General features: G+C 55.7%; 23 protein-coding genes. 9 read left to right on the forward strand and 14 right to left on the reverse strand.

The window, feature by feature from the left end; all coding sequences use genetic code 11:
• Positions 1–91: 91 nt before the first annotated feature.
• The 3 genes from galU to cysQ all read right to left on the reverse strand — a co-directional run bounded on the left by galU (position 92) and on the right by cysQ (position 2,822).
• Positions 92–985, reverse strand: coding sequence for a UTP--glucose-1-phosphate uridylyltransferase GalU (gene galU / locus Q0802_RS07735; RefSeq protein WP_298915992.1), 894 nt, complete (start codon positions 983–985; stop codon positions 92–94).
• A 239-nt stretch (positions 986–1,224) separates the two neighbouring features.
• A complete protein-coding gene (locus tag Q0802_RS07740; RefSeq protein WP_298915995.1) occupies positions 1,225–2,025 on the reverse strand; it encodes a manno-octulosonate cytidylyltransferase in 801 nt (266 codons plus the stop codon).
• Positions 2,025–2,822: a 3'(2'),5'-bisphosphate nucleotidase CysQ gene (cysQ, locus tag Q0802_RS07745; protein ID WP_298916824.1), complete on the reverse strand. Its 798-nt coding sequence runs from the start codon at positions 2,820–2,822 to the stop codon at positions 2,025–2,027. The genes Q0802_RS07740 and cysQ overlap by 1 nt, the downstream gene beginning before the upstream one ends.
• 119 nt (positions 2,823–2,941) lie before the next feature.
• Here cysQ and Q0802_RS07750 point away from each other — a divergent pair, with 119 nt between their 5' ends.
• Positions 2,942–3,766 carry an ABC transporter permease gene (locus tag Q0802_RS07750; protein WP_298915998.1) on the forward strand — a complete coding sequence of 275 codons (825 nt, stop codon included), beginning with the start codon at positions 2,942–2,944 and terminating at the stop codon, positions 3,764–3,766.
• Positions 3,767–3,793: 27 nt separating this feature from the next.
• Here the strand turns inward: Q0802_RS07750 and Q0802_RS07755 are convergent, their stop codons facing one another.
• From Q0802_RS07755 to Q0802_RS07765, 3 genes are all read right to left on the reverse strand, one after another.
• On the reverse strand, positions 3,794–4,375 hold the full coding sequence (locus Q0802_RS07755) for a uracil-DNA glycosylase family protein (protein WP_298916001.1): 582 nt from the start codon (positions 4,373–4,375) through the stop codon (positions 3,794–3,796).
• Positions 4,376–4,450: 75 nt separating this feature from the next.
• Positions 4,451–4,819 (reverse strand): hypothetical protein, encoded by a 369-nt coding sequence (locus Q0802_RS07760; RefSeq protein ID WP_298916003.1) that lies wholly within the window; start codon positions 4,817–4,819, stop codon positions 4,451–4,453.
• Positions 4,820–4,934: 115 nt separating this feature from the next.
• Positions 4,935–5,888, reverse strand: a complete 954-nt coding sequence (locus Q0802_RS07765; protein WP_298916005.1) for an AraC family transcriptional regulator — start codon at positions 5,886–5,888, stop codon at positions 4,935–4,937.
• Positions 5,889–6,024: 136 nt separating this feature from the next.
• Here Q0802_RS07765 and Q0802_RS07770 point away from each other — a divergent pair, with 136 nt between their 5' ends.
• Complete coding sequence (locus Q0802_RS07770) at positions 6,025–6,552, forward strand: DUF4142 domain-containing protein (RefSeq protein WP_298916007.1); 528 nt, start codon at positions 6,025–6,027, stop codon at positions 6,550–6,552.
• A complete protein-coding gene (locus Q0802_RS07775) occupies positions 6,549–6,899 on the forward strand; it encodes a plastocyanin/azurin family copper-binding protein (protein ID WP_298916010.1) in 351 nt (116 codons plus the stop codon). Before Q0802_RS07770 ends, Q0802_RS07775 begins: the two co-directional genes overlap by 4 nt.
• A gap of 71 nt (positions 6,900–6,970) precedes the next feature.
• Here Q0802_RS07775 and Q0802_RS07780 read toward each other — a convergent pair whose 3' ends face one another.
• The gene (locus tag Q0802_RS07780; protein ID WP_298916013.1) at positions 6,971–7,573 is read right to left on the reverse strand and encodes an alpha-ketoglutarate-dependent dioxygenase AlkB; all 603 of its coding nucleotides are present in this window, start codon (positions 7,571–7,573) and stop codon (positions 6,971–6,973) included.
• Positions 7,574–7,784: 211 nt separating this feature from the next.
• Between Q0802_RS07780 and dnaK the strand changes: the two genes are divergently transcribed.
• Positions 7,785–9,692 (forward strand): molecular chaperone DnaK, encoded by a 1,908-nt coding sequence (dnaK, locus tag Q0802_RS07785; RefSeq protein WP_298916016.1) that lies wholly within the window; start codon positions 7,785–7,787, stop codon positions 9,690–9,692.
• A gap of 77 nt (positions 9,693–9,769) precedes the next feature.
• Complete coding sequence (gene dnaJ, locus Q0802_RS07790; protein WP_298916018.1) at positions 9,770–10,921, forward strand: molecular chaperone DnaJ; 1,152 nt, start codon at positions 9,770–9,772, stop codon at positions 10,919–10,921.
• 340 nt (positions 10,922–11,261) lie between these two features.
• Here dnaJ and Q0802_RS07795 read toward each other — a convergent pair whose 3' ends face one another.
• From Q0802_RS07795 to secA, 3 genes are all read right to left on the reverse strand, one after another.
• Positions 11,262–12,815 carry a substrate-binding domain-containing protein gene (locus tag Q0802_RS07795; RefSeq protein WP_298916021.1) on the reverse strand — a complete coding sequence of 518 codons (1,554 nt, stop codon included), beginning with the start codon at positions 12,813–12,815 and terminating at the stop codon, positions 11,262–11,264.
• Between the two features lie 22 nt (positions 12,816–12,837).
• Entirely contained in the window at positions 12,838–13,845 is a 1,008-nt protein-coding gene (locus Q0802_RS07800; RefSeq protein WP_298916024.1) for a hypothetical protein, read from the reverse strand.
• Positions 13,846–13,973: 128 nt separating this feature from the next.
• A complete protein-coding gene (secA, locus tag Q0802_RS07805) occupies positions 13,974–16,679 on the reverse strand; it encodes a preprotein translocase subunit SecA (RefSeq protein WP_298916027.1) in 2,706 nt (901 codons plus the stop codon).
• 173 nt (positions 16,680–16,852) lie between these two features.
• On the opposite strand from secA, the gene Q0802_RS07810 reads away from it, so the two are divergent.
• The 4 genes from Q0802_RS07810 (at position 16,853) to Q0802_RS07825 (ending at position 19,606) form a co-directional block, all read left to right on the forward strand.
• Entirely contained in the window at positions 16,853–17,704 is an 852-nt protein-coding gene (locus Q0802_RS07810; protein WP_298916030.1) for a peptidylprolyl isomerase, read from the forward strand.
• A gap of 7 nt (positions 17,705–17,711) precedes the next feature.
• A complete protein-coding gene (gene argJ / locus Q0802_RS07815) occupies positions 17,712–18,938 on the forward strand; it encodes a bifunctional glutamate N-acetyltransferase/amino-acid acetyltransferase ArgJ (protein WP_298916033.1) in 1,227 nt (408 codons plus the stop codon).
• Positions 18,935–19,342 (forward strand): 8-oxo-dGTP diphosphatase MutT, encoded by a 408-nt coding sequence (gene mutT, locus Q0802_RS07820; protein ID WP_298916036.1) that lies wholly within the window; start codon positions 18,935–18,937, stop codon positions 19,340–19,342. Before argJ ends, mutT begins: the two co-directional genes overlap by 4 nt.
• A 129-nt stretch (positions 19,343–19,471) precedes the next feature.
• A complete protein-coding gene (locus Q0802_RS07825) occupies positions 19,472–19,606 on the forward strand; it encodes a hypothetical protein (RefSeq protein ID WP_298916039.1) in 135 nt (44 codons plus the stop codon).
• Positions 19,607–19,677: 71 nt separating this feature from the next.
• On the opposite strand, the gene infB is transcribed toward Q0802_RS07825, so the two are convergent.
• From infB to rimP, 4 genes are read right to left on the reverse strand one after another with little or no spacing between them, the layout of a single operon-like run.
• Positions 19,678–22,158, reverse strand: coding sequence for a translation initiation factor IF-2 (gene infB, locus Q0802_RS07830; protein ID WP_298916041.1), 2,481 nt, complete (start codon positions 22,156–22,158; stop codon positions 19,678–19,680).
• A 9-nt stretch (positions 22,159–22,167) separates the two neighbouring features.
• Positions 22,168–22,788 carry an RNA-binding protein gene (locus Q0802_RS07835; protein WP_298916044.1) on the reverse strand — a complete coding sequence of 207 codons (621 nt, stop codon included), beginning with the start codon at positions 22,786–22,788 and terminating at the stop codon, positions 22,168–22,170.
• Positions 22,789–22,810: 22 nt separating this feature from the next.
• Positions 22,811–24,430 carry a transcription termination factor NusA gene (nusA, locus tag Q0802_RS07840; RefSeq protein WP_298916047.1) on the reverse strand — a complete coding sequence of 540 codons (1,620 nt, stop codon included), beginning with the start codon at positions 24,428–24,430 and terminating at the stop codon, positions 22,811–22,813.
• Positions 24,431–25,021 (reverse strand): ribosome maturation factor RimP, encoded by a 591-nt coding sequence (gene rimP, locus Q0802_RS07845; protein WP_298916049.1) that lies wholly within the window; start codon positions 25,019–25,021, stop codon positions 24,431–24,433.
• Positions 25,022–25,107: the final 86 nt, after the last annotated feature.

The following is a 25,107-nucleotide window of genomic DNA, read 5'->3' on the forward strand; positions in this document are numbered from 1 at the left end:
ACCAGTATAGGTATCACGTACCCAAAAAAATGGACCGCACAAGGGCTAGCCCATGACGATCATCCATATCCCGACGGCACTGAAAGCGGGCTCACTCAGCCGCTTTTCCCATGTTTACAACATCATGCAGGTAGGCAGACAAGTCAGCTCGCAGTTCTTCGCGCTCAAGTCCGAAGGCCACGGTCGCTTGCAAAAACCCCGATTTCGACCCGCAGTCAAAACGCTGACCACGAAAACGGTAGCCGTAGACACCATTGCCGCTACCGATCTCCGCCGCAATCGCATCGGTCAGTTGAATTTCGCCGCCTGCTCCCGATTTGATTTTGTTTAAATTCGTCAGAACCGATGGTGACAAGATATAGCGGCCAATCACGGCGAGATTGGAGGGTGCATCTTCCGCCTTTGGCTTCTCAACCATGCCCTTGACCCGAACCATTGAGCCCATGTCTTCGGATACAGCCAACATGCCGTAAGAAGACGCTTTCTCAGGCGCAACTTCCATCGCGGCAACCATATTGCCGCCTGTTTCCGAATAGGCTTCGACCATTTGTTGCAAACAAGGTTTATCCGCCGCGATCACATCGTCTGGCAGGATCACGGCAAAGGGTTCATCCGCGATGAGCCTGCGCGCGCACCAGACAGCGTGGCCAAGACCAAGTGCCTTGTGCTGGCGAATATAGGCGATTGCGCCGCTTTCCATATTCGTGCTGCACAACGTTTCGAGAAGCTCGGTCTTGCCTTTCTTGCGCAATTCCTGCTCGAGCTGTGGCGCGTGATCAAAGTAGTCCTCAAGCGCGCCCTTGCCGCGCGAGGTCACAAAGATGAATTCCTTGATGCCAGCCGCCCGCGCTTCGTCGATCGCGTATTGAATCAGCGGTCGGTCAACCAGCGTCATGATTTCTTTCGGCACGGATTTTGTTGCGGGCAAAAAGCGCGTCCCCATTCCGGCGACAGGAAAAATCGCTTTTGTCACTTTACGTTTCATCAATGGCCCTCACACTTGATAATCGCACTCTACTAACCTGCAACTACGATCAAATTGCGTCAAAAACACGACTTCTGTTGCAATTAAAGCAGATGCCAAACACAAATCGAACCTTGCGAAGAAACATGGCGGGGTCCCGCCGATTATGCTCGTAGTTGAGGTCATTAACCCGATCTCTATGCAACTTTGTGGCACAATTTGCCAGCTTTTTCAGCACAACCACACCTGACACTTCCTGCCTATGGCAAGCCCATTTGCGCCATCATGCTTTCAATCTTGGGCACATCCTGCGGATTATTGAGCTCCCAGAACTGACGCCCCCTGGCATGCACTTCAACGCAAAGCACCGCGCGCCCGTTCTCCATGAAACGAAGCTGCTCAAGACCTTCAAGGCGTTCAAGCGGTCCGACGGGCCAGCTTGGGTAGGCGGCCAGTGCAAGCGGACGGTAAGCATAGACGCCCACGTGATGAAAAACCGGCGTTTCTTCCTGATCGTCATATTCCCGTGTCGTGAAGGGGATCACTTCTTTTGAGAAGTACATCGCCTGATTGTTCGCGTCGAAGACGGCAGTGGTTCCGCCAACCCGCCCGGCCTTTCTATCGTTCAGAAACCCCGAAAGCGTCTCACCATCACACCGCAGCACAGGTGTGGCAATTTCGGCCTTTGGCGCCTTTTGCAATCCGGTGATCAAATCCTCAATGAACCAGTGTGGGGTCAACGGCGCATCGCCTTGCAGGTTGACAACGATGTCGAAACCGCCACCCAAAATATCATGCGCCTCTGCACAGCGCTCTGTTCCATTGGCACAGTCAGAAGACGTCATGACGACCTCCGCACCGAATGCTTCACAGGCCAATCTGATCCGATCATCATCCGTCGCCACGATGACGCGGTCGACGCCATCCACTTCGCGAGCCGCACGCCAACTGCGTTCGATCAAACTGAGTGACTGGCCGGTCGCGCCTTTCAGTTCTGCCAAGGGTTTGCCGGGGTACCGGCTGGACGCATATCGTGCGGGTATGGCGATCAGAACTGACATCAAGTTGCTTTCAAAGTGACGGAAGGAGCATAGGCGATAAAGAACGGGTTGGCGTAGCCCGTCTTGCCATAGGCAAGCGGCTCGAGATCGTCAAATCGCACAACTGCACCGCCAGCGCCTGACAGAACGGCATGTCCTGCTGCCGTATCCCATTCCATGGTGCGGCCAAGTCTGGGATAGAGGTCAGCCTCCCCGGTCGCTACCAGACAGAATTTCAACGATGATCCCGCACTCTTCATGTCAGCGACCGAATAGCTGGATATGTAATCGTCGGTGGCCTGATCGCGGTGGGACTTTGAGGCCACAACCATCAGGGCCGAATTGTCCGCATTAGAGACGGATATCGGCACCACGGAGCCCATTGAATTCAGATCAAACGGGCCACTTTCTTCGAGTGATTGCCCGCTGGCATCGGTATAGAACATACGACCCTTTGCAGGCGCGTAGACAATGCCCCGCGTCGGCACACCGTTCTCCACAAGAGCAATGTTGACAGTGAATTCACCCCTGCGGTGAATAAACTCTTTGGTGCCGTCCAATGGATCAACGATCAGGAAGGTATCTCCGGTCGTGTCATGCGTGGCTGATTGCTCTTCCGTGACCAGCATAATATCAGGAAAGGCATCTCGCAGGCCCGCCGAAATCAGGGCATCGGCAGCCTCATCCGCTGCGGTAACCGGGCTATTGTCTGATTTCAGGTTTACGTCGAAGTCGTCCGCCTCATAGATCTCCATGATTTTCGCGCCCGCTTGCAGCGAAAGTCTGCGCATGACGTTAACTAACTTCTCGTAATCCATACCAAAAATACCCCATTTCACGGTCATTGATGTTCGAAACGATGCCCCTTATGCTCCGGCTCTAACGGAACAGCAAGAATTCCATGCGACATTGTCGCTCACCAAAAGGCAAGAGAAGCATGTTTCAGGCTGTTGACCGAAATGAAAGCGGCTTAGGCTCCGCGCTGAGGCTGATGGAGCTGGTCTACCACTCCATCGTCCGATCTGTGCGCAAAACCCACAATAATGCTTTCTGGGCGATCGGGATCAACCTGTTGCAAATGGTCATCATGGTGCTGGCCTTCTATTTCATGTTCACCATTTTGGGGCTGAGGGGGTCGGCCATTCGTGGCGACTTCCTGCTCTATATCATGTCAGGCATATTTCTGTTCATGACGCACACCAAATCAATGGGCGCGGTCGTCGCGTCAGAGGGCCCCGCCAGCCCAATGATGCAACACGCGCCGATGAACACCATTATCGCCATCGCATCTGCGGCACTCGGTGCGCTCTATATTCAGGTCCTGTCGCTGATGCTGATCCTGTTTTGTTACCATGTCGCCTTCACGCCATTGATTATTGACCAGCCTATCGCGGCGTTTGGAATGCTTTTGATTGCCTGGTTTACAGGCGTCGCCCTTGGCCTGGTCCTTCTGGCCTTGAAGCCATGGTTTCCTCAGGTGGTCTCTGTCTTCAGCACTGTCTATCAGCGGGCGAACATGATTGCCTCTGGCAAAATGTTTGTGGCCAACAGCCTGCCAAGTTTCATGCTGTCGCTCTTTGATTGGAACCCGCTTTTTCACGCAATTGATCAGGCGCGTGGATTTGCATTCATCAACTACAACCCGCGATACTCTGACTGGCACTATGCCATGTGGGTGGGTGTAGTGCTTGTCATGATCGGCCTCATGGGCGAATTCTACACCCGCCGCCACGCGTCTCTCAGTTGGAGCGCGCGTCGCTGAGCCCCCGCTGCCCGCAAAAGATACCGATCAAAACATCCCCCCAACCCGCGCTTGCAAGGTTGGAATAATCTCTTCGTCAAACCACGGGTTTTGTTTGAGCCACCTGTTGTTTCTGGGGCTCGGGTGGGGAAGAATGAGTTGGTTCGGCCATACGCCCTGCCAGTTTTGCACCGCCTTTGTGACGGTCTGCCCGCTATAGTCGGGCAGATGCCAGTCAATCGCATAGCGGCCAATGATGAGGGTCAGCTCAATAGAAGAGAGCGTGTCGAGAATGCGGTTGCGCCAGGCAGGCGCGCATTCAGCCCGTGGCGGCAGATCACCCCCCTTGCCAGTCCCCGGAAAACAAAAACCCATCGGCACGATCGCGATCTTTTCCGCGTCATAAAACACGTCACGGGTAACACCCAGCCACGCCCTGAGACGGTCGCCTGATGGATCATCAAAAGGAATGCCCCTGTGGTGGGTAATACGGCCCGGTGCCTGACCGACAATCAAGAGTTTCGAGGTATTGCTGAACTGGACAATCGGACGTGGACCCAACGGCAGGTCCTTGCAGTGAGAACACGCTCGAATTTCTGCCAGCAGATTGTCTTGGCTTTCAATCGGCATCTGGATCTCCTCACCCGAAAAGGGCTGCAACGCGCGTCGCAACCCTTAGCCTTGTGTTCCCGAACACAGCGATTGTCAGGCCACCTGCACATCTTCTTCCGGTTTGTGCAGACTAACAACTGCCAAGACTGTCAGGCCCAAACCCATATAGTACCAAAACTCGATACCACTGAGGCCCAATGCAATTGGGGCTACGACGAAGACAAGTCCCACAGCGCCATCGACCGCAAGATGCAGACCATAGGGCAAGACGCGGAATAGCCCCAGATGATGATCGGTCAAAACCGTGAGCACAAATGCGGCGATTCCTGTAACCAAAGACAGCCAAAAGGCCAGTATATTGCCCTGCCCGAGACCAAGCAGGAACGGCAGCGCCATCAGAGCGAACGCGACCGGGTAGTCAAGATAAGCGTGGATTGATTTTGTAATGAAGCGTGGAAGCATGATGATCTCTTTCCCTTTGAGTGATGCTCGGATTTGCATCGATGGAACAGAGATATGGGGATACACACGTACCTACCATGCCCGTACGTACAATATGATGTGCAGATCGTTCAAACTACCGAACGAATGAAGAGATCGCTTGCCTTCGAAAGCTTGCTGGTGTCATTCCCGTTTCCTTCTTGAACACACGCGCAAATGCAGAATCGGAGGCATAGCCTGCGTGTTCCGCGGCATCGGTCAGCGTGTTTGATGGATCAACGAGATGTTTCTTGGCGATTTCGATACGCCAGCTTGTGACGTATTGCATCGGTGTCATATCCATTTTCTTTTGAAAAAGAACGGCAAAGCTCGTCCTCGACATACCCGCCGCATGCGCCAGATTCTCCACCGTCCAGACCTGATCCGGCGACTTATGGAACGCGTCAAGCGCACGCCGCAGATGCTTGTCCGAAAAACCACCAAGCCCCCATTCTGGCGCGTCTGCACTTTCTACAAAGCTGCGGATGGATTGGGCCAATATGGCCTCGGACATCTTGAGGGCGATCAAGTCGCTGCCCATGCGAAGTCCACCGGTTTCATCGCCGATCATCCTCAGGGTGGCTTCCATCCATTTCCCCGCGGTTTCACCATAGTTTCGCAAGTGAATGATAGGTGGCAACCGCTGCATCAATATGTGCTTTGCATCCTTTTCAAATGAAAAATGCCCACAGATAAGTTGAGTTTCGCTTTGGGTGTCATGGCCGCCGTAAACCAAAACACCCGACCCGTCGTATCCTGATTTCTCCAGCACCGTGTCCAACGGCAGGATCGTATTTTCGGGATCGTGCCCGCAATACAGATCATGCGACGCGCCGTGTGGAATGATCACCAGATCCCCCTGTTCCAAGGAGACCGGGTCATCCACCCCGTCCACCGCAATCAGGCAACTGCCCCGGTTGACGAAATGGAATCGCGCCACGTTTTCGTAACTCGGAACAGCGACGCCCCAGGGTTTGGTGAATGACGTGCGAAAGTACAAAGTCCCGCGCATGGAGAGGTTGGTGAGAATATCACTGAGCAAATCAAGCATGCATCAGACATACACCTAAATCCTCGACTGTACAGCCGTTTGAACGATCTGCACAGAAATCCGGATGAGCGAGCATGTTTTGATCTGATCTCGGACGGTATCGTGACGCCACAAAATCTGAAAACGGAGAAACAAAATGAAAATTCTTATGTCTGGTATGGCGCTTGTCGCCGCCATGTTTGCGTCGCAGGCCGTTGCTGAAGACGTCGCTGATCTTAACGATCTGGAGTTTGCGCATATTGCTTATACGGCCGATAACATCGACATCCGCTACGCTCATCTTGCATTGGCGCTTTCTACGAATCCGGAAATCCATGCCTTTGCCAACACAATGATCAGTGATCATAACGCGGTGAACGCGGCGGCACTGGAATTGCTCGACAAGCTGGGTGCGACTGCGCAGGACAACTTCTTCAGCCAGGCGCTCAATGAGGGTGCGGAAAAAATCATTGATGATTTTTCCAAGCTGCGAGGCGCTGAGTTTGATGCAGCCTACGCGGCAAATGAGCTGGCCTACCATCAAACGGTCAACGATTTGGTGGAAAACACCATGATCCCCAATATTGAAAATGCAGAGGTCAAAGCGCTGTTTCAGCAGGGTCTGGACATTTTCAAGGTCCACGAGATGCATGCTGAAATGATGGTCAAGGGACTGAGCCATTGAGCATCCGCATCACACGACGCAGTGTTTTAGCAGGAGCGGTTGCGACAGCAGCCGTTCCGATCCTTGCGTTGCGGGCCAAAGCAGACGCCGGCCCCAAAATCCACCACGTGAGGATCAAAAGTTTCAAATTTGAACCGGCGCATATCACGGTCAGCATTGGGGACATCATCCGGTGGACAAATGAAGATGTCGCACCTCATACAGCCACCGCGATCGAAGCTGGATGGGACACCAAACAGCTTCTGAAGGGGGAGAGTGCCGAGATCATTGTGACCGACGCGGTGGAAACCAGCTACTATTGCACCTTCCATCCGCACATGAAGGGGAGGTTTGAAATCGTCAGCTAGGGTGGCAAAGCCAGCGCCGGAAAGACACAAAGTTTCATGCCTGCCGAAAACACGGCTCTGGCGACCTGCGCTCAGGTCACCACGCGTAACGTCAGATTGATGCGACCGCCTTTCGGCAGCAATGTGCTTGAACCAAACCGAATTCGGTCGACACCATGGTAGGCCATCCGAGCAGGCCCACCCATCACAACAACATCACCGGATTGCAACCACGTCGACCGGGTCTTGCCACCGCGCGCTGCGTTCCCCATTCGAAACAATCCATCGTCACCCAGTGAAATCGAAACAACCGGCCAGTCAAAACTGTTTTCATCCTTGTCCTGATGCATCCCCATACGCGCACCTTCACCGTAATAGTTGATCAGGCAGCACTCCGGCGCGCGCGCCAGTCCGGTCAGGTCGCGCCAGATATCCAGCACAGCTTGCGGCATTGGTGGCCACGCCATGCCGTCCGGGTGTGTTTCAGAATACCGATAGCCACGTCTGTCGGTGATCCACCCGAACTTACCCGCCGCAGTCATCCGCACGGACATCGCTTTGCCGCTTGGCGTTACGGGGGAGAAAAAAGGCGCAGATCGAGCCACCTGGCGAAGCGTGCCCAACAGGTCGTTCTGCGCGTCAATGGGCAGGTAAGATTTATGAATGTCGAACCCCGCAACCGTCAAAATCGCCATCCATCCTCCGGGATCATCAGAAATGCATCGAAATTGTATCAAGAATCCACATACGCATGCGTCCTAAAGGTTGCAGCGCGCGAAGCCCCTCCTTATATACCCTCCGAACCGCGTGAGGCGACCCGCTTCATGTGAATTGAGATCGGGGCAGCGGCGCCATAACGGGCCAATCGCTCCGTGTCATCGCCTTGAGTAAATGAGGGATCTAAACATGGCCAAAGTCATTGGTATCGACCTGGGAACCACCAACAGCTGCATTTCCATCATGGACGGCAGCCAACCCCGTGTAATTGAGAATTCCGAAGGCGCGCGGACGACCCCGTCCATCGTCGCGTTCACGGATGATGAGCGCCTCGTGGGTCAGCCCGCGAAACGGCAAGCCGTCACCAACCCTGAAAACACCATCTTCGGTGTCAAACGTCTGATCGGTCGTCGGTATGACGATGCGGATCTTGCCAAGGACAAGAAGAACATGCCGTTCAACGTCATCGACGGCGGTAACGGCGACGCCTGGGTGGAAGCCAAAGGTGAGAAATACTCCCCGTCTCAAATCTCCGCTTTCATCCTCGGCAAGATGAAAGAGACCGCTGAGAGCTACCTCGGCGAGGATGTGACCCAAGCGGTCATCACCGTGCCGGCCTATTTCAACGACGCGCAACGTCAGGCCACCAAAGACGCCGGCAAGATCGCCGGTCTGGAAGTGCTGCGCATCATCAACGAGCCGACAGCTGCCGCACTGGCCTATGGTCTCGACAAGGAGAACACGCAGACCATCGCGGTCTATGACCTCGGCGGCGGTACTTTCGACGTGACCATCCTCGAAATCGATGACGGCCTGTTTGAGGTGAAATCCACCAACGGGGACACCTTCCTGGGGGGTGAAGACTTTGACATGCGCATCGTCAACTACCTCGCAGATGAGTTCAAAAAAGAGCATCAGGTTGACCTGACCAAAGACAAGATGGCCCTGCAGCGCCTGAAAGAGGCCGCAGAGAAAGCCAAGATCGAACTCTCGAGTTCCAGCCAGACCGAGATCAACCAGCCGTTCATTTCCATGGGCGCCAACGGCCAGCCGTTGCATATGGTCATGAAGCTGACCCGTTCCAAACTGGAAAGCCTCGTCAGCGACCTGATCAAGAATTCGATCAAACCCTGCCAGGCCGCTCTGAAAGATGCAGGTCTGTCGCCCTCCGACATCGACGAGGTCGTTCTGGTTGGTGGTATGACTCGCATGCCGAAAGTGGTCGAGGAAGTGACCAAATTCTTCGGCAAGGAGCCGCACAAGGGTGTGAACCCGGACGAGGTTGTCGCCATGGGTGCCGCGATTCAGGCCGGTGTTCTTCAGGGCGACGTCAAAGACGTGGTTCTGCTCGACGTGACACCGCTGAGCTTGGGCATCGAAACACTGGGTGGCGTTTTCACCCGCCTCATCGACCGCAACACAACGATCCCAACGAAGAAATCGCAAATCTTCTCTACAGCCGAAGATAACCAGAACGCTGTGACCATCCGGGTTTTCCAAGGTGAGCGCGAGATGGCTTCCGACAACAAAATCCTCGGAGCCTTCAATCTCGAAAACATCCCGCCCGCCCCACGCGGCATGCCGCAGATCGAAGTAACCTTCGACATTGATGCCAACGGCATCGTGTCAGTGGGCGCGATGGACAAAGGCACTGGCAAAGAACAGAAAATCACGATCCAGGCGTCTGGTGGTCTCTCGGACGAAGACATCGAGAAAATGGTGAAGGACGCCGAAGAGAACGCGGAGGCCGACAAAGAGCGCCGCGAACTCATCGAAGCGAAGAACCAGGCGGAAAGCCTTATCCACTCGACCGAGAAGTCGATGGAGGAGCATGCCGATAAGGTCGATCCGACCACCATTGAAGCCATCGAGCTCGCGATTGCCGCGCTCAAGGACGAGCTGGAAACCGAGAATGCCGACAAGATCAAGTCTGGTATTCAGAACGTCACCGAAGCTGCGATGAAACTTGGCGAGGCCATCTATAAAGCCGCTCAGGAAGACGATGAGGATGTCGCGGCCGCGGCTGACGAAGCGCCCGGCGACGACGACATCGTCGACGCCGAGTTCGAAGACCTCGACGACGACAAGCGCGCGTGAGCCGCGCGTAACCCGGAACCACTGCATAGGCCGACCTCCGGGTCGGCCTCTCACGTTCCAGCAAGGGGACCTAGTTGATGGCAAAACGTGATTATTATGAGGTTCTTGGCGTCGCCAAAGGTGCCTCGGCGGACGAGATAAAAAAGGGCTATCGCAGCAAGGCGAAAGAGCTTCACCCCGATCGCAACAAAGACAATCCGCAAGCTGAATCTCAGTTCAAAGAGGCCAACGAGGCCTATGAAGTCCTCAAGGATGCTGACAAAAAGGCGGCCTACGACCGCTATGGTCATGCAGCATTTGAAGGCGGTATGGGCGGCGGCGGGCGTCCCGGTGGCGGATTTGGCGGAGGTCAAGGCGACTTCTCATCGGCATTTTCGGACGTCTTTGACGATCTTTTCGGCGACTTCATGGGCGGGCAGCAACGCGGCGGCGGGCGCCGCGCAGCGCGTGGCTCGGACCTGCGCTACAATCTGAGCGTCACGCTGGAAGATGCCTTCTCCGGCCTGCAAAAAACGATCAACGTCCCCACATCGGTGAGCTGTGACAGTTGCAGTGGTACGGGAGCCGAAGGCGGATCAGAACCGACAACATGCCCAACCTGTTCCGGTATGGGTAAGGTGCGCGCGCAACAGGGTTTCTTCACCGTTGAACGTACCTGTCCGACTTGTTCCGGCTTGGGACAGCACATCAAGAACCCCTGTAAATCCTGCCAGGGCGCTGGTCGACAGGAAAAAGATCGTGCCCTCTCCGTCAACATCCCTGCGGGCGTCGAAACGGGAACGCGGATCAGGCTCGCTGGCGAAGGCGAAGCCGGCATGCGAGGCGGTCCCTCCGGAGACCTCTACATCTTCATCGAAGTTGCAGAGCACGAATTGTTCCAGCGAGATGGCGGCAATCTATTCTGTCGTGTACCGGTTTCGATGGCCAAGGCCGCCCTTGGCGGATCGATCGAAGTTCCAACCATCGATGGCGGTCGCGGTCGCGTTCAAATTCCTGCGGGCAGCCAGTCCGGCCGCCAAATGCGGTTGCGGAACAAAGGCATGCCAGCGCTCAGAGGTGCCGGATCGGGTGACATGTTCATCGAGCTGGCTGTCGAAACGCCTGTCAATCTTACAGCGCGGCAAAAGGAACTGTTGGCAGAATTTGAAGATCTCTCGGAGAACAACAATCCAGAATCGTCGAGCTTCTTCTCTAGCGTGAAGAGTTTCTGGGATTCGATGAAGGGATGATGGGCAATAGCCATCCTCTTGGGCGCTTTCCCGAGCATTAGTCCCTGAAATAGAGCGTGTTGACATACCGCCAAAGCGGAATAGCCGGGCCAAAGGTCCGACTATTCTTCTTTATCAACCTCAAGTTCGAATTGACATCCAACCCAGTGCAGTCTCACTCCCGATCTGCTGTTTGGCGATGGCGTATCGCGACTCCAACGCTATCGCGACCGACCAGCCATCAGCAGAATCTGATTTTCTAGTTTCAAAATTACCCGCCAAAACCTGCAAATCCTCGATCTTGCCAAGGCAGGAAAATCTGACAGGATGAGTTTGCAATGCGCGGTATCCTCCTTGTGGATCAACGCACCCAGACTTCGACGCGGCGATTTGCCTGACGTCCCCAGGCGCTGTTGTCACAGGCCATGGGCATCGCTTCTCCGAACGCATCGACCTGCAATTCGACACGGTCGAGGTCCGCTGTTTCCGCCACTGCGACCACAGCCTGCCGCACCGCTTCAGCCCGTCGCAGAGCGATACCCTTATTGGTGGTTGCCGGACCATCACCGTCACTGAAACCGACGAACAGGAGCTTTCGCGTGTCGTACCGCCCTTGTTCCAGGGCACGACCCAACTGTTGGATATTGGAACGAGATTGCGCATCGAGGCGGACCGACCCCGCCTCGAACCTGAAGGAGGTCGTAAGCCGCTTCATCGGTGACAGGGTGAACGTCATACGTTGCAATTCAGATAGTTCAATCTCCACGCCAGCCGCTGCGATGGCGTTGGCAAAGCGGTCCCCCTGTTCATCAACTGGGACTTCTTCGGCTGCCTGATCGACAAACCCGGCCCGGCGAATCACGATCTGCGCAGCAGGACCTCTGGTGAATGCCAGAAATTCGCGCGCAACCTTGGGTAACCGCCGTGCCGGGTGGTAAAGGAACATTGGCGCGGTCAATGGGTAATCTTCTGTCTTTATTGAGCGGCGCGTGGCTCTCAGCATCCGGCCACAGTCTCCGGTCAATGTAAGCGGTTGCGCATTCCCCACTTCTGCAAAACTGGCAACGCCCAATGCAAATGGGTCGGACGCGACCGCTTGGGCAAGTTCAATCCCACGATCATGACGAACAACGTTTGGCGACATCTGCAACCCCACAGGTGCGATGATTTCATCCTCGATGGCCTGTCCGAGACCGGTTTTGGCGTCGGGCGCATGTAAGGTGATCGGTGCATCCGGCCCCCCAAGAGCGGACCAGTTGGTGATCTGACCGACATAGGCGCGGGCCAAATTCAAAGGGGCTATGTCTTTGAGCGGGTTGTTCGGTGCGACGATCGGCACAACGGCATCCAAAGCCAGAACGAGGCTGCGATTGTCATCGGTCATATCCCCCATCCCAGAATCGCGCGCACGCTGCTGCTCGTCAGGACGGATTTCGCGCAAAGCCATGACCAGATCAGCTTCGTTGGCGAGCAGGTCAGCAAACCCCTCGTCGGTATTGGTAACCCGAAAGAAAAATTCCGCGACGCGTTTTTGGGTATCTGAATCTGTCAGGCTGTAGGTAAAATGCGTTTTGTCCTCAGTCTTGCGTTCGGCCTCATACCCATTGCGCAGCGCAAATCCTTCCACCAGTGCCGGCATCAACACAGCCCCCATAGTTGCCGATCCCGACAGGTAGAGCTCCGCAACAAAATCCTGCAGATTTGGACAGCCCGGGCCATCACATGAGACGCCCGACCCATCAACCGTCAATTCACCGTAGAGTGTTTCGAGACGATAGAACTCACCATCAAACCCCAACAACGTGCCGGACAATTCCACGCGCCCGTCCCGGGACGTCAGTGTCACATCCTGGGCAAGAGGGGCGGTCCCCAATAGGCAAAGTGCGGCGAAAACCGCCACACGTTTCCATGTCATGTGAATGTGCCTCGTCGCAAACCTACTTTGAAGCGACTGTCAGGTCTTCGAGCGGATTATTCAACACCAGAAAGTTGCCAACCGCGTCGCAGCCGGGAACCGCGAGCGACAATGCCTTTATCGGCAGTATCGCGCCCGCGACCAGTTTCAGCGCTTTTGCCTCGACTTCTCGTCCGCAATTCCGGTCGGTCACCTCGGTTTCCACACTCAATTGCAGGGCGGCTTTGTCGTAGGAAGGGTCCGCTGGATAGGTATAGACCTCAGCCATCAGGCCATCCTCGGCTGAGCTATCGCCATGACGGGTCAGAAAGCCCCCCCGGCCATCCGCAACTGCGGTCACGTCTCGTGCAGCACCTGCCCACACATGGCCAGCGTCCCCATAGGAAGCGCCGAGTTCACGAGCATGGATTTGCACGGTATCTTCGCCCTGCCATTGCAGCACAACACGTTCGTACAGGGAAACGGTTTGTACGCTAGCGGTCGTGGCAACGCGGTGGCCGTTGGCAAAGGTTACCGAAAATTCAGCCTGTTCAGACATTGCGGGCACAGCGACGTCAAGGCCCCCGGTATCAGATGTCGTTTCGGTGAATTTCAGACCCTCATGGCTGACGGTGACGCGTTCATTCTGCAGGCAGGGCGCTGTCAGGCTGAGTTTGACCATTGCGGCCGCATAAGGCTCAGCAGACAGTTTGACGGGGCAGGTAAGTTGCGGGCCCAGTTCGGGTGCCGCGGGTTCTTCCAAGCTGCTTTTCAGGACCGTGGATATCTGTACGGGCATTTCGCGGCTGGGTAATGTTTCGGGTGTGGCAACTTCAGCAGAAGTCAAAATAATTTCGCTGATGTCCAGAGATGGCTCAGCCTTGGCAAGATCAAGGTCAGGTGGCGAAAGCTGGTCAAACGACAAGGTTCCCTGAATTTTCAAATCGTCCGCTGGTATATTCGAAGAACCGTATCGCAACTCGGCCACTTCGCCACTTTGCATGACGAAACCGATGCCGACAGCGCAGGCAAGGGTCCCTGCTGCAGTCATTATTTCTGTCTTATGCGACATTACTTTGATCCCTCTCCACCAGTTGGAACAAAGTCTTAATGAAAGGTAAACACGGCTGAGTTATGACGGTGGAAGGGTGTCATTTTGGCAAGAAGATGGCGAATGCCTCAGGTAAAGCGTCCGTGGCAGTGTTTGAATTTCTTGCCGGATCCGCAGGGGCAAGCCTCGTTTCGACCCGGATTTCCCCAAGTGGACGGATCATCTTCGACAAACCCGTCCATCGCTTCGCCCGCGGATTCTGCGGCAGCACTGCCTCCGACAGCAGCCGCCGCACCTTGGGCCGCTGCTTGCTGCGCCCTGATCTGCTCCAGCATCTCGCGTTGCTCATCCTCCGACAGCGGACGGATTTGCGACAGCTTCTGGGTGACGTCTTCACGCAGACTGTCCAGCATTCCTTCGAAAAGCTGGAAGGATTCATTTTTGTATTCGTTCAGAGGGTCGCGTTGCGCATAGCCGCGAAAACCCACAACAGACCGCAAATGTTCGAGCGTCAAAAGATGTTCGCGCCATTTGCCGTCAATTGATTGCAACAACAGCTGCTTTTCGATGTTCCGCATGTTTTCGGAGCCGAACTGTTCCGCCTTCTCAGACATGAGCTTGTCAGCAGCGTCAACCAGACGGTCCCGAATGGCCTCGTCATCGACGCCCTCTTCCTCGACCCAATCGCCAACCGGAACATCAAGGCTCAGTTTTTCCAGGACAGCCGTGTGGAGACCTCCTGAATCCCACTGGTCCGCGTAGGTATTCGGTGGCAAGTATTGATCGATCAGATCATCAATGACCTGGTGACGCATGTCGGTTGTGATTTCACTGAGGTCCGCCGCTTCCATAATGTCGCGACGCTGGGTAAAGACAACTTTCCGCTGCTCGTTCATCACGTCATCAAACTTCAGAAGCTGCTTGCGGATGTCGAAGTTGCGTCCTTCGACCTTGGCCTGCGCCCGTTCCAGCGATTTGTTAACCCAAGGGTGCACAATCGCTTCGCCTTCCTTGAGACCAAGCGTGGTAAGCACTTTTTCCAGCCGCTCCGATCCGAAAATCCGCATCAGGTCATCTTCCAGGCTGAGATAGAACGATGATCGCCCCGGATCCCCCTGACGGCCTGAACGTCCCCGAAGCTGGTTGTCGATGCGGCGACTTTCATGGCGCTCGGACGCCAGAACATAAAGGCCGCCTGCCTCCAGCACTTTGGATTTTTCATCGGCATGTTCGGCTTCGACCTTGGCGCGAATGGCCTCCGGGTCTGCTTCGGGGTCTGCCGCGATGGCATCCAGAACCTGCATGTCCACATTACCGCCAAGCTGAATATCGGTACCGCGGCCCGCCATGTTCGTCGCAATGGTCACGGCGCCGTATTTGCCGGCATCCGCAACGATCTGGGCTTCCTGTTCGTGCTGTCGTGCGTTCAGCACATTGTGCTTGATGCCCGCCTCCGTCAGCAGATTGCTGAGAATCTCTGATTTCTCGATGGAGGTCGTACCCACCAGCGCTGGCTGCCCTTTGGCGTTGCTTTCCTTGATCTGCTCCAGCATCGCGGCGTATTTTTCGCGCACAGTGCGGTAGACCTGATCGTCTTCGTCAACCCGCGCAATGGGCTTATTGGTCGGGATTTCTACGACCCCAAGGCCGTAGATTTCCTGAAATTCGTCCGCCTCGGTAAGCGCCGTGCCCGTCATCCCGGCCAGTTTGTTATAAAGACGGAAATAGTTCTGGAATGTCACGGACGCCAGCGTCACGTTCTCGGGCTTGATGGCGACGTTCTCCTTGGCCTCAATGGCCTGATGCAGCCCATCGGAAAGCCGTCGCCCGGCCATCATGCGACCGGTGAATTCGTCGATGAGCACAACGTCATCGTCCCGCACAATGTAGTCCTTGTCTCGCTGGAACAGCTTGTGCGCCCGCAAACCCTGGTTCACATGGTGCACGATTGTGGTACTCTCGGGATCATAAAGAGTCTGGCCTTCTTCCAGAAGCTCCTTTGACCGCAGCAAATCCTCAAGAAACTCGTTACCCTCATCTGTGAAAGTCACATTGCGGGTCTTTTCGTCGAGCTCATAATGGGTGTCATCAAGCTCTGGGATTACGGCGTCGACGACCTTATACATCTCCGAGCGATCTTGTGACGGGCCGGAAATGATCAGTGGCGTTCGGGCTTCATCGATCAGAATCGAGTCCACCTCGTCCACGATCGCGAAATTGTGTTGCTTCTGGAAAATCTGGCTGAGCTCGGACTTCATGTTGTCGCGAAGGTAATCAAAGCCAAGCTCGTTGTTGGTCGCATAGGTTATGTCGCTGTCGTAGGCGGCACGCTTATCCTCTTCGGTCATTTCCGAATGCGCGACACCGGTAGTCAGCCCCAAAGCGCCAAAGACCTGCCCCATCCATCCGGCATCCCGTTTGGCCAGGTATTCGTTGACCGTGACGATATGTACACCTTTGCCGGTCAACGCATTCAGATAGGCGGCAAATGTCGCTGTCAGCGTCTTTCCCTCACCCGTTTTCTGCTCCGCAATATTGCCTTGGTGCAGGAATACAGCACCAATCAACTGCGTGTCGAAAGCCCGCAGGCCCAGCGCGCGGCGCGCGGCTTCTCGACAATTGGCAAAGGCTTCGGGTAGCAGATCATCCAGGTTTTCGCCGTCCAGAGCCCGCTGCCGCAGCGCTTCGGTTTTCTCCTTGATGCCATCATCTGTCAGCTTTTCGAACTCGGGCTCAAGGGCGTTGATCTTTTCGATCAGCGGGCGGGTCGCTTTGACCTTGCGGTCGTTTGGCGTTCCAAAGACCTTTTTTGCGATTGTTCCGATGCCCAGCATGCGTTCTCCAGCCGAAGTTTAGGTAATGGCGCCGATCTGCTTGCTCGTCTGCGATACAGCCCATAGATAGGTATTGAACGCAGCACTCTTGCCATGTCCATAGGGCGATGTAAGGGTCACGCCAAACCGTGTCAATGTCGCGCCCTGCCGCGACGCATCCATAGGACCGATCCATGCAAAAACATCTCAATTTTCTGGCCAGCGCGGCCCTAGTGATAGGCATCGCTGCACCAGTCTGGGCGCAAGATGACGTCCCAACGGCTGACACGGTTATCGCCACGGTCAACGGTGTTGAGATCAAACTCGGCCATATGATTGCGGCACGCGCATCATTGCCTCAGCAGTACCAGGAACTGGACGACAAGGTCCTTTACGACGGGATCCTCGAGCAACTTGTGCAGCAAAGTGCGCTCGCCCAGAATTTCGAGGGTGATCTACCAGCGCGTGTCACCATGTCGCTCGACAATGAAAGGCGTTCTCTGACAGCGGCGGAAGTGGTTGAAGAAGTGCTTGCCGATGCCGTGACCGATGACGCGCTTCAGGCTCTTTATGACCGGCAATACGGAGATATCGACCCGGAAGAAGAATATAATGCATCGCATATTCTCGTCGAAACCGAGGAGGAAGCCATAGCGGTCAAAGAAACCATTGATGGCGGTGCCGACTTTGCCGCCACCGCCCGTGAAAAATCCACCGGCCCTTCCGGCCCGGGCGGAGGTGAACTGGGTTGGTTCGGCCCCGGCATGATGGTGCCAACCTTTGAGGCGGCAACCATCGCGCTTGGCGTTGGCGAAGTTTCTGTTCCGGTTCAGACGCAATTTGGTTGGCACATCATTAAGCTGAATGACACGCGCAAAGCCGCCATTCCCACGCTGGATGACGTGCGCGGCGATCTTTCCAATGAAATACGGCAACAGGTGGCGCAAGAGGCGATTACAAGCGCGGCCTCAAACGCTGATGTAAAAGTTTTTGCGGATCAGGTCATTGATCCGGCAATTCTGAAACAGACTGACCTGCTGGAATAACGTCGGAATGGCCAAGATCTCTTCTGTATCTCCCCTGGCACCAAAGGCGTTCCCGGAGCTGCCGGTAATCGATGGAGTGACTTTTTCAACCATTGCAGCGGGTGTGAAGTATCAAGGGCGCACGGATGTGATGTTGGCAAAACTTGCGCCGGGAACGGCGGTGGCTGGCGTTTTCACTACCTCTGCAACACGGTCGGCGCCGGTGCTGGATTGTCAGGCAAAATTGGGCGGTCATACGGAGGACGGTGCCGCCATCCTCGTTAATTCCGGCAACTCCAATGCCTTTACGGGTCGCGGTGGCGTTTCTGCGGTTGAGGCGATTACTAGGGCAGTTTCAGATGCTTGTACCGTGCCGCAATCGCGTGTGTTCACCGCGTCCACTGGCGTCATTGGTGAACCTCTGCCATTTGAAAAGATCACAACACATCTGGCGACTTTGGCAGATCAGTTGGATCCAAACACGATTGCGGACGCTGCCAGAGCAATCATGACCACAGACACTTTTCCAAAGGGTGCCGGAAAGGAAGTTGTGATCGCCGGGCAGACAGTGAAGATCGCGGGTATCGCTAAAGGCTCCGGGATGATCGCACCCGATATGGCAACGATGCTGGTCTACATTTTCACGGATGCGAAAATTCCACAGGCCGAACTGCAAGCCATGCTGTCAGGTCACAACGCGCAAACCTTTAACTGCATCACCGTGGACAGCGATACCTCGACCTCGGATACGCTGCTGCTTGCAGCCACGGGTGCATCCAGCGTGGACGTGAGCGGCGATCTGGCGTTTTCGGACGCTCTGCACGATGTCATGCTGGATTTGGCCCATCAGGTTGTGCGGGATGGTGAAGGCGCTACGAAATTAGTCGAAATCGAAGTGACGGGCGCGAAGAATGATACGGATGCAAAGACCCACGCGATGTCGATCGCGAATTCGCCTCTGGTCAAGACTGCCATAGCTGGCGAAGATCCCAATTGGGGTCGCGTGGTCATGGCGGTTGGCAAATCGGGTGCCGCCGCAGATCGTGACAGATTGTCCATCCGATTCGGCGATGTGATGGTTGCTGAAAATGGCTGGGTCAGCGAAGGGTATGATGAAGCCAAAGCTGCCGCGCATATGAAAGGCGATGAACTCGTCATTGGCGTGGACATCGGGATCGGTACGGGGCGTTCCACCGTATGGACCTGTGATCTGACCCACCGCTATATAGAAATCAACGCCGACTACCGTTCATGAGCCAGCAAAAGATTGTTCTGGTATCAGCGGTTGCGCTGATCGACGTCGATGGCCGGATATTGCTGGCACAACGCCCAGCCGGGAAATCAATGGCCGGCTTGTGGGAATTTCCCGGCGGCAAGGTAGAAAAAGGCGAAACGCCCGAATCCGCACTGATACGGGAATTGCACGAGGAACTTGGCATAAAGACCTGGGATTCGTGCCTTGCGCCGTTAACTTTTGCCAGTCACAGCTACGAAGACTTCCATTTGTTAATGCCGCTCTTTGCTTGCCGAAAATGGGAAGGCACACCTCAATCTCGTGAGGGGCAGTCATTAAAGTGGGTTCGTTCTCAGTCACTTAGGGATTACCCGATGCCTGCGGCCGACATTCCGTTGATACCGATTCTACGGGATTGGTTGTAAACAGATTCCTTAATACGTGAATCCATTCGCAAGTTTTCGCCTATTACGGGCAATTAACTATATTTTTATTACAATCACCCAGACTTCATTGCACCATCACATTGTCATATTCCTGGGGAGGAAATGGGCATGTTACGGACGATCACACTGGGAAGTGCAATATCAATTCAAGGAATCTACGTTCGCGCGTTACCTGACGGGCGTATTGTGGTGAGAGTTGATGACACAAGCTATACAGGCGTGCCGGTCACCAAAGCGGCCTGACAGCATTTCCAGTCGGAGAAAAGGGACAGCGATTTGCTGTCCCTTTTTCGATTCTTGAGCTTGCTTTGGCGTTAGCTGAGGGTTCGCGTGATTTCTTCGCGCTCAAAAATCTCAATGACATCATCAGCGCGGATATCATCGTAATTTTCAAATGCCATGCCGCATTCCTGACCTGACTGAACTTCAGCCACTTCGTCCTTGAACCGCTTCAGGGTTTTCAGCGTTCCTTCATGGATCACCACGTTGTCACGCAGCAACCGAACACCTGCGGATCGGCGCGCCACCCCTTCGGTCACCAGGCAACCTGCGACTTTACCGACGCCCGTCACCTTGAAGACTTCCTTGATGGTCGCGTACCCAATGAAATTCTCGCGAATCTCTGCGCTCAACAGGCCGGAAGCGGCGGCTTTCACATCATCCACGAGATCATAGATCACGGAGTAATAGCGGATTTCGACGCCTTTTTGGTTGGCCGTATTGCGCGCCGATGCATTGGCACGCACGTTAAATCCCATGATCGGTGCCTGGCTCGCTTCGGCCAGCCCCACATCGGTTTCAGTGATTGCGCCCACACCCGAATGCAACACGCGAACGCGTACCTCATCATTGCCGATTTTCTCCATCGCCTGAACGATGGCTTCCGCTGAGCCCTGTACATCCGCTTTGACCAGAATTGGCAGTTCGCTGACGTTTTCGTCCGCCTTGGCGTTCGCCATCAGCTGCTCAAGGGTTGTCGCCGCACCCGCTGCTGCGCGCTTGTCTTTTGCGGCATTCTCACGGTAGGCCGCGATTTCACGCGCCTGTGCCTCAGTGGAGGTCACATTCAAGACGTCACCCGCCTCTGGCGTTCCGTTAAGACCCAAAACCTCAACCGGTACGGACGGCCCTGCTTCTTTGACGCGGTTGCCCTGATCGTCAATGAGCGCACGAACCTTACCGTATTGCTCACCCACAACGAAGATATCACCCTGACGCAGCGTGCCATTCTGAACCAGCACTGTCGCGACCGGACCACGCCCCACATCAAGCTGCGCCTCAATAACCGCACCTTGGGCCGCACGATCCGGATTGGCTTTCAATTCCAGAATTTCGGCTTGAAGGGCGATGGCTTCCAGCAATTCATCAAGACCCTGACCGGTAATGGCCGAAACCTCGACGTCTTGGACGTCACCGGACATCTGCTCCACAATCACTTCGTGTTGCAGCAGATCGGTGCGCACTTTCGTCGGGTCAGCCGCCGGACGGTCGATCTTGTTGATCGCCACAATCATCGGCACCTGCGCCGCCTTGGCATGGTTGATCGCTTCAACCGTCTGCGGCATCACCGCGTCATCCGCAGCAACCACCAGAACCACGATATCCGTCACCTGCGCGCCGCGCGACCGCATGGACGTAAACGCAGCGTGGCCGGGCGTATCGAGGAAACTCAGAACCTGACCACTCTCGGTTTTCACCTGATAGGCGCCGATGTGCTGAGTGATGCCACCCGCTTCGCCAGCGACAACTTTCGCATTCCGAATCGCGTCCAGCAATGACGTCTTGCCGTGATCGACGTGACCCATGATGGTAATCACGGGGGGGCGTGGTTTGAGATCCTTGTCGTCGTCTTCAACCTCTTTGATCACGTCTTCGACATCAGCATCAGACACCCGCACCACCTTGTGGCCGAATTCTTCGATGATCAGCTCGGCGGTGTCGGCATCAATTGTCTGGTTTTGCGTCACCATCATGCCGTTATTCATCAACGCCTTGACGACCTCACCCACACGTTCGGCCATGCGATTCGCCAGCTCAGAAACAACAATTGCTTCCGGCAATTGCACATCCCGCACGACCTTCTCGCGCTCAACCGTGCCACCCATCGCTTTCTGGCGCGCACGCTCCTGCTTGCGCTTCATCGCGGCCATCGACCGCTGACGACCGCCTTCACCACCAGAAAGCGCTTGGTTCAATGTCAGCTTGCCGGAGCGGCGGTTGTCTTCGCCACCCTTGCCGCCACGCTTGTTGTTATCGCGATCTCGATCCTGCTGCTTACGCGGCGCGGCGTCCGGTGCCTTGGTGTTGGTCGGACGTGCGACAACAGGCTCTTCGACCGGCGCTGCTGCGGCCTTTGCAGCGGCTTCGGCTTCCTGTTTGCGGCGTGCATCTTCCTCGGCCTTTGCTTTGAGGCTCTCTTCACGCTCACGTTCCGCGCGCTCTTTCTCTTCCTGCTCCGCCCGACGGCGCTCGCGCTCTTCGGCGCGGGCCTTCTCTTCGGCCTGACGCGTCGCAGCTTCTTCCACTTCGCGCGCTTTGGCAGCCTGAACGGCTTTCAACCGGCGCTCCATCTCCGCATCGGAAATGCCCGCGGGCCGCCTGGACGGATCGCCCGTCGCAGCACCACCACCGGTACTTGTCTTGCCAGCACCAGGTTTTGGCACCACAACGCGCTTGCGTTTGGTCTCCACCACGACGTTCTTGGTCCGTCCGTGGCTAAAGCTCTGCTTTACGTTGCCCGGACGCGCAGCACCGCCGCGCAGACCCAATGTTTTTTTGCCGTCAGTATCGCTCATGAAGCTCGTCTATCCTTTCGGGTGGCCCTTGCCACCCTCGTTTTTGCGCACGCCTTTAAGTCGGTTGGCTTCCTCTACAACACGTTGAGTGAGTCCACCAGAGGCGAGCGCCCCATGTATCACAGTTTGACGTCCGAATGCCAAACCCAATTCGTCCGCCGTCAGCCAGCCGATGTAATGACCGTAATGCGGCGTGCTCAGTTTCGATTTCCCACGTCCCGATCCATCGACTGCCTGAATCAAGACTTCGGCCTCCTCCATTTGAAGCCAGCTCTTTACCTTCTCGTATCCCGCGACGGCTTTGCCTGCCTTGCGTTGCAGGGATATCAACTCAACAACCCGTCTCACCAATTGCCGTTCAATCTCGGCCAACAGATCATCCGGCACCTTGACCGGTTTTTTCGCCCCACGCGCAAACAGGCCTTTTTTGACAGCCTTCTCGATCGCGTCACGGTCAGCAGCAACATAGATACCGCGACCGGGTAACTTCCCCAGAATGTCCGGGAAAATCTGACCGTCCGGACCGGCAACAAATCGGATCAGCCCGAATTTTGGCAGCACGTCGCCCGTGGCAATGCACTTGCGTTCCGGACCGTCATTGCGATCTTTGGGAGCACCACCGCGACCCATCTTGAGACCCCGAGGTCTGAGATCAGACCTCGGCTTCCTCCGTCTCGATGTCTTCCAACTCTTCTTCGGCGTCAGCTTCCAGATCTGCCGGATCGACCCAGCCCAACATGACCCTCGCGGTCATGATCAGTTGTTGCGCCTCTTCCAGTGAAACATCAAAAGGTTCCAGAACACCGTCGTCCTTGACCCGCTCGCCATCCACGGTGGTCCAGCCACCAGCCAGTTCCCAATCAGCGCAGGTCGCAAAATCCTCAAGCGTCTTCACGTCATCTTTCGCAAGCGCTTCGATCATTTGGGGTGTCAGGCCTTCGAATTCAACCAGGCTGTCTTCGACACCCATGCTACGGGCGTTCTCCAGCGCTGCCTTGTTCTGCGCTTCAAGCACATCGCGGGCCCGGGCCTGCAGTTCGTTGGCGGTATCTTCGTCCACACCGTCGATGACCAGTAGTTCGTCAAGCTCAACATAGGCGACCTCTTCGAGGTTGGAGAAACCTTCCGAGACCAGCAGCTGCGCAAAGAACTCGTCGAGATCGAGATTGTCGACGAAGAGTTTGGTCCGCAGTTCAAATTCGGCCTGACGGCGTGCACTTTCCTGCTCTTCGGTCATGATGTCGATGTCGAGACCGGTCAGTTGCGACGCCAGGCGCACGTTCTGACCACGACGGCCAATGGCGAGGCTCAACTGCTCTTCCGGCACCACAACCTCGATTTTCCCGGCTTCTTCGTCCAGAACCACCTTGCTGACTTCCGCCGGTTGCAACGCATTCACAAGGAAGGTCGGCTGGTCTTCGTTCCACGGGATAATGTCGATCTTCTCGCCCTGCAGTTCGTTCACCACCGCCTGCACACGGGAACCACGCATCCCGACGCAAGCTCCTACCGGATCAATCGAGTTGTCATAAGAAATAACAGCGATCTTGGCGCGGCTGCCCGGGTCACGGGCCACGGCCTTGATCTCGATGATACCGTCATAAATCTCCGGTACTTCCATCTTGAAAAGTTCCGCCATGAATTCCGGCGCTGTGCGGCTCAGGAAAATCTGCGGGCCACGCTGTTCGCGACGCACATCCTTGATGTAAACGCGGATGCGGTCGTTCGGGCGATAGCTCTCACGGCCGATCTTCTCGTTGCGGCGCAGAATCGCCTCACCGGCACCCACATCCACGATGACGTTGCCGTACTCCTCACGCTTGACCAGACCATTGATGATCGTGCCGGCGCGGTCCTTGAATTCCTCGAACTGGCGGTCGCGCTCGGCTTCGCGCACCTTTTGCAGGATGACCTGCTTGGCGGATTGCGCGGCGATCCTGCCCATTTCCACAGGCGGGACTTCCTCGACAAAAGTGTCCCCGATCTTGGGGTCATCCAGATATTGTTTGGCCTGCTCGACAGTGAACTCTGCTTGGTAGTTCTCCAACTCTTCTTCTTCGACCACGGTGCGGACACGGGTAAAGGTCGCGCGCCCGGTTTTACGGTCGATGGAAACACGGATGTCCATCTCCGCGCCATAGCGGGACTTCGCGGCACGAGCGAGTGATTCTTCCATCGCTTCGACCACCAGTCCGGGGTCGATCATCTTTTCGCGCGCCACAGCCTCGGCGGTTTGCAACAGCTCAAGCTGGTTTGCAGATGTAATTGCCATTTATTGGTCTCCCTCAGCGGAATCTTCCGACACAATCTCGTCGGAAATTTCGTCAAATTTGGTCTCGTCTATCGCGCTTGTCGCCTTACGCTGGCGCAACATTTCCTTGATCAGATCATCTGTCAAAACGAGCTTGGCGTCACTCAACCAGTCGAATTTCAACCCGATCGTACCCTCAGCCACATTGATCAGAACTTCATCGTCCTCAACGCCTGCCAGCTCCCCTTTGAAGCGGCGGCGACCCTCGATCATTTCGCCGGTTTCAATCTTGGCTTCATAGCCTTCGAACATCGCGAAATCTTTGAGCCGGGTCAGCGGGCGGTCAATTCCGGGGCTCGATACTTCAAGCGTGTATTCGTCCAGAATCGGGTCTTCGACATCCAGAATGGCGCTCACAGCCTGACTGATCTCGGCACAATCATCGACCTCAATGCCGCCGTCGGGCTTGTCGGCCATGATTTGCAGCGTCGTCGTCTTGCCAGATATCAACCGTACGCGCACAAGCTCAAACCCCATATCCTCGATCACCGGAGTGATGATCTCGGCCATGCGGCGATCAATGGCAGCTTTCGCGATCAGATCGTTGGTCATATGTCTTTCAGGCACAAAAAAACGGGCGCGCGGCCCGTATCGTGTTTCGGTGGAGCGTTTGGTGTGGACCCGAACGCGCCGCTATT

Origin of the sequence: uncultured Roseobacter sp. (genome assembly GCF_947495275.1) — a bacterium.
Classification (GTDB): Bacteria; Pseudomonadota; Alphaproteobacteria; order Rhodobacterales; family Rhodobacteraceae; genus Roseobacter.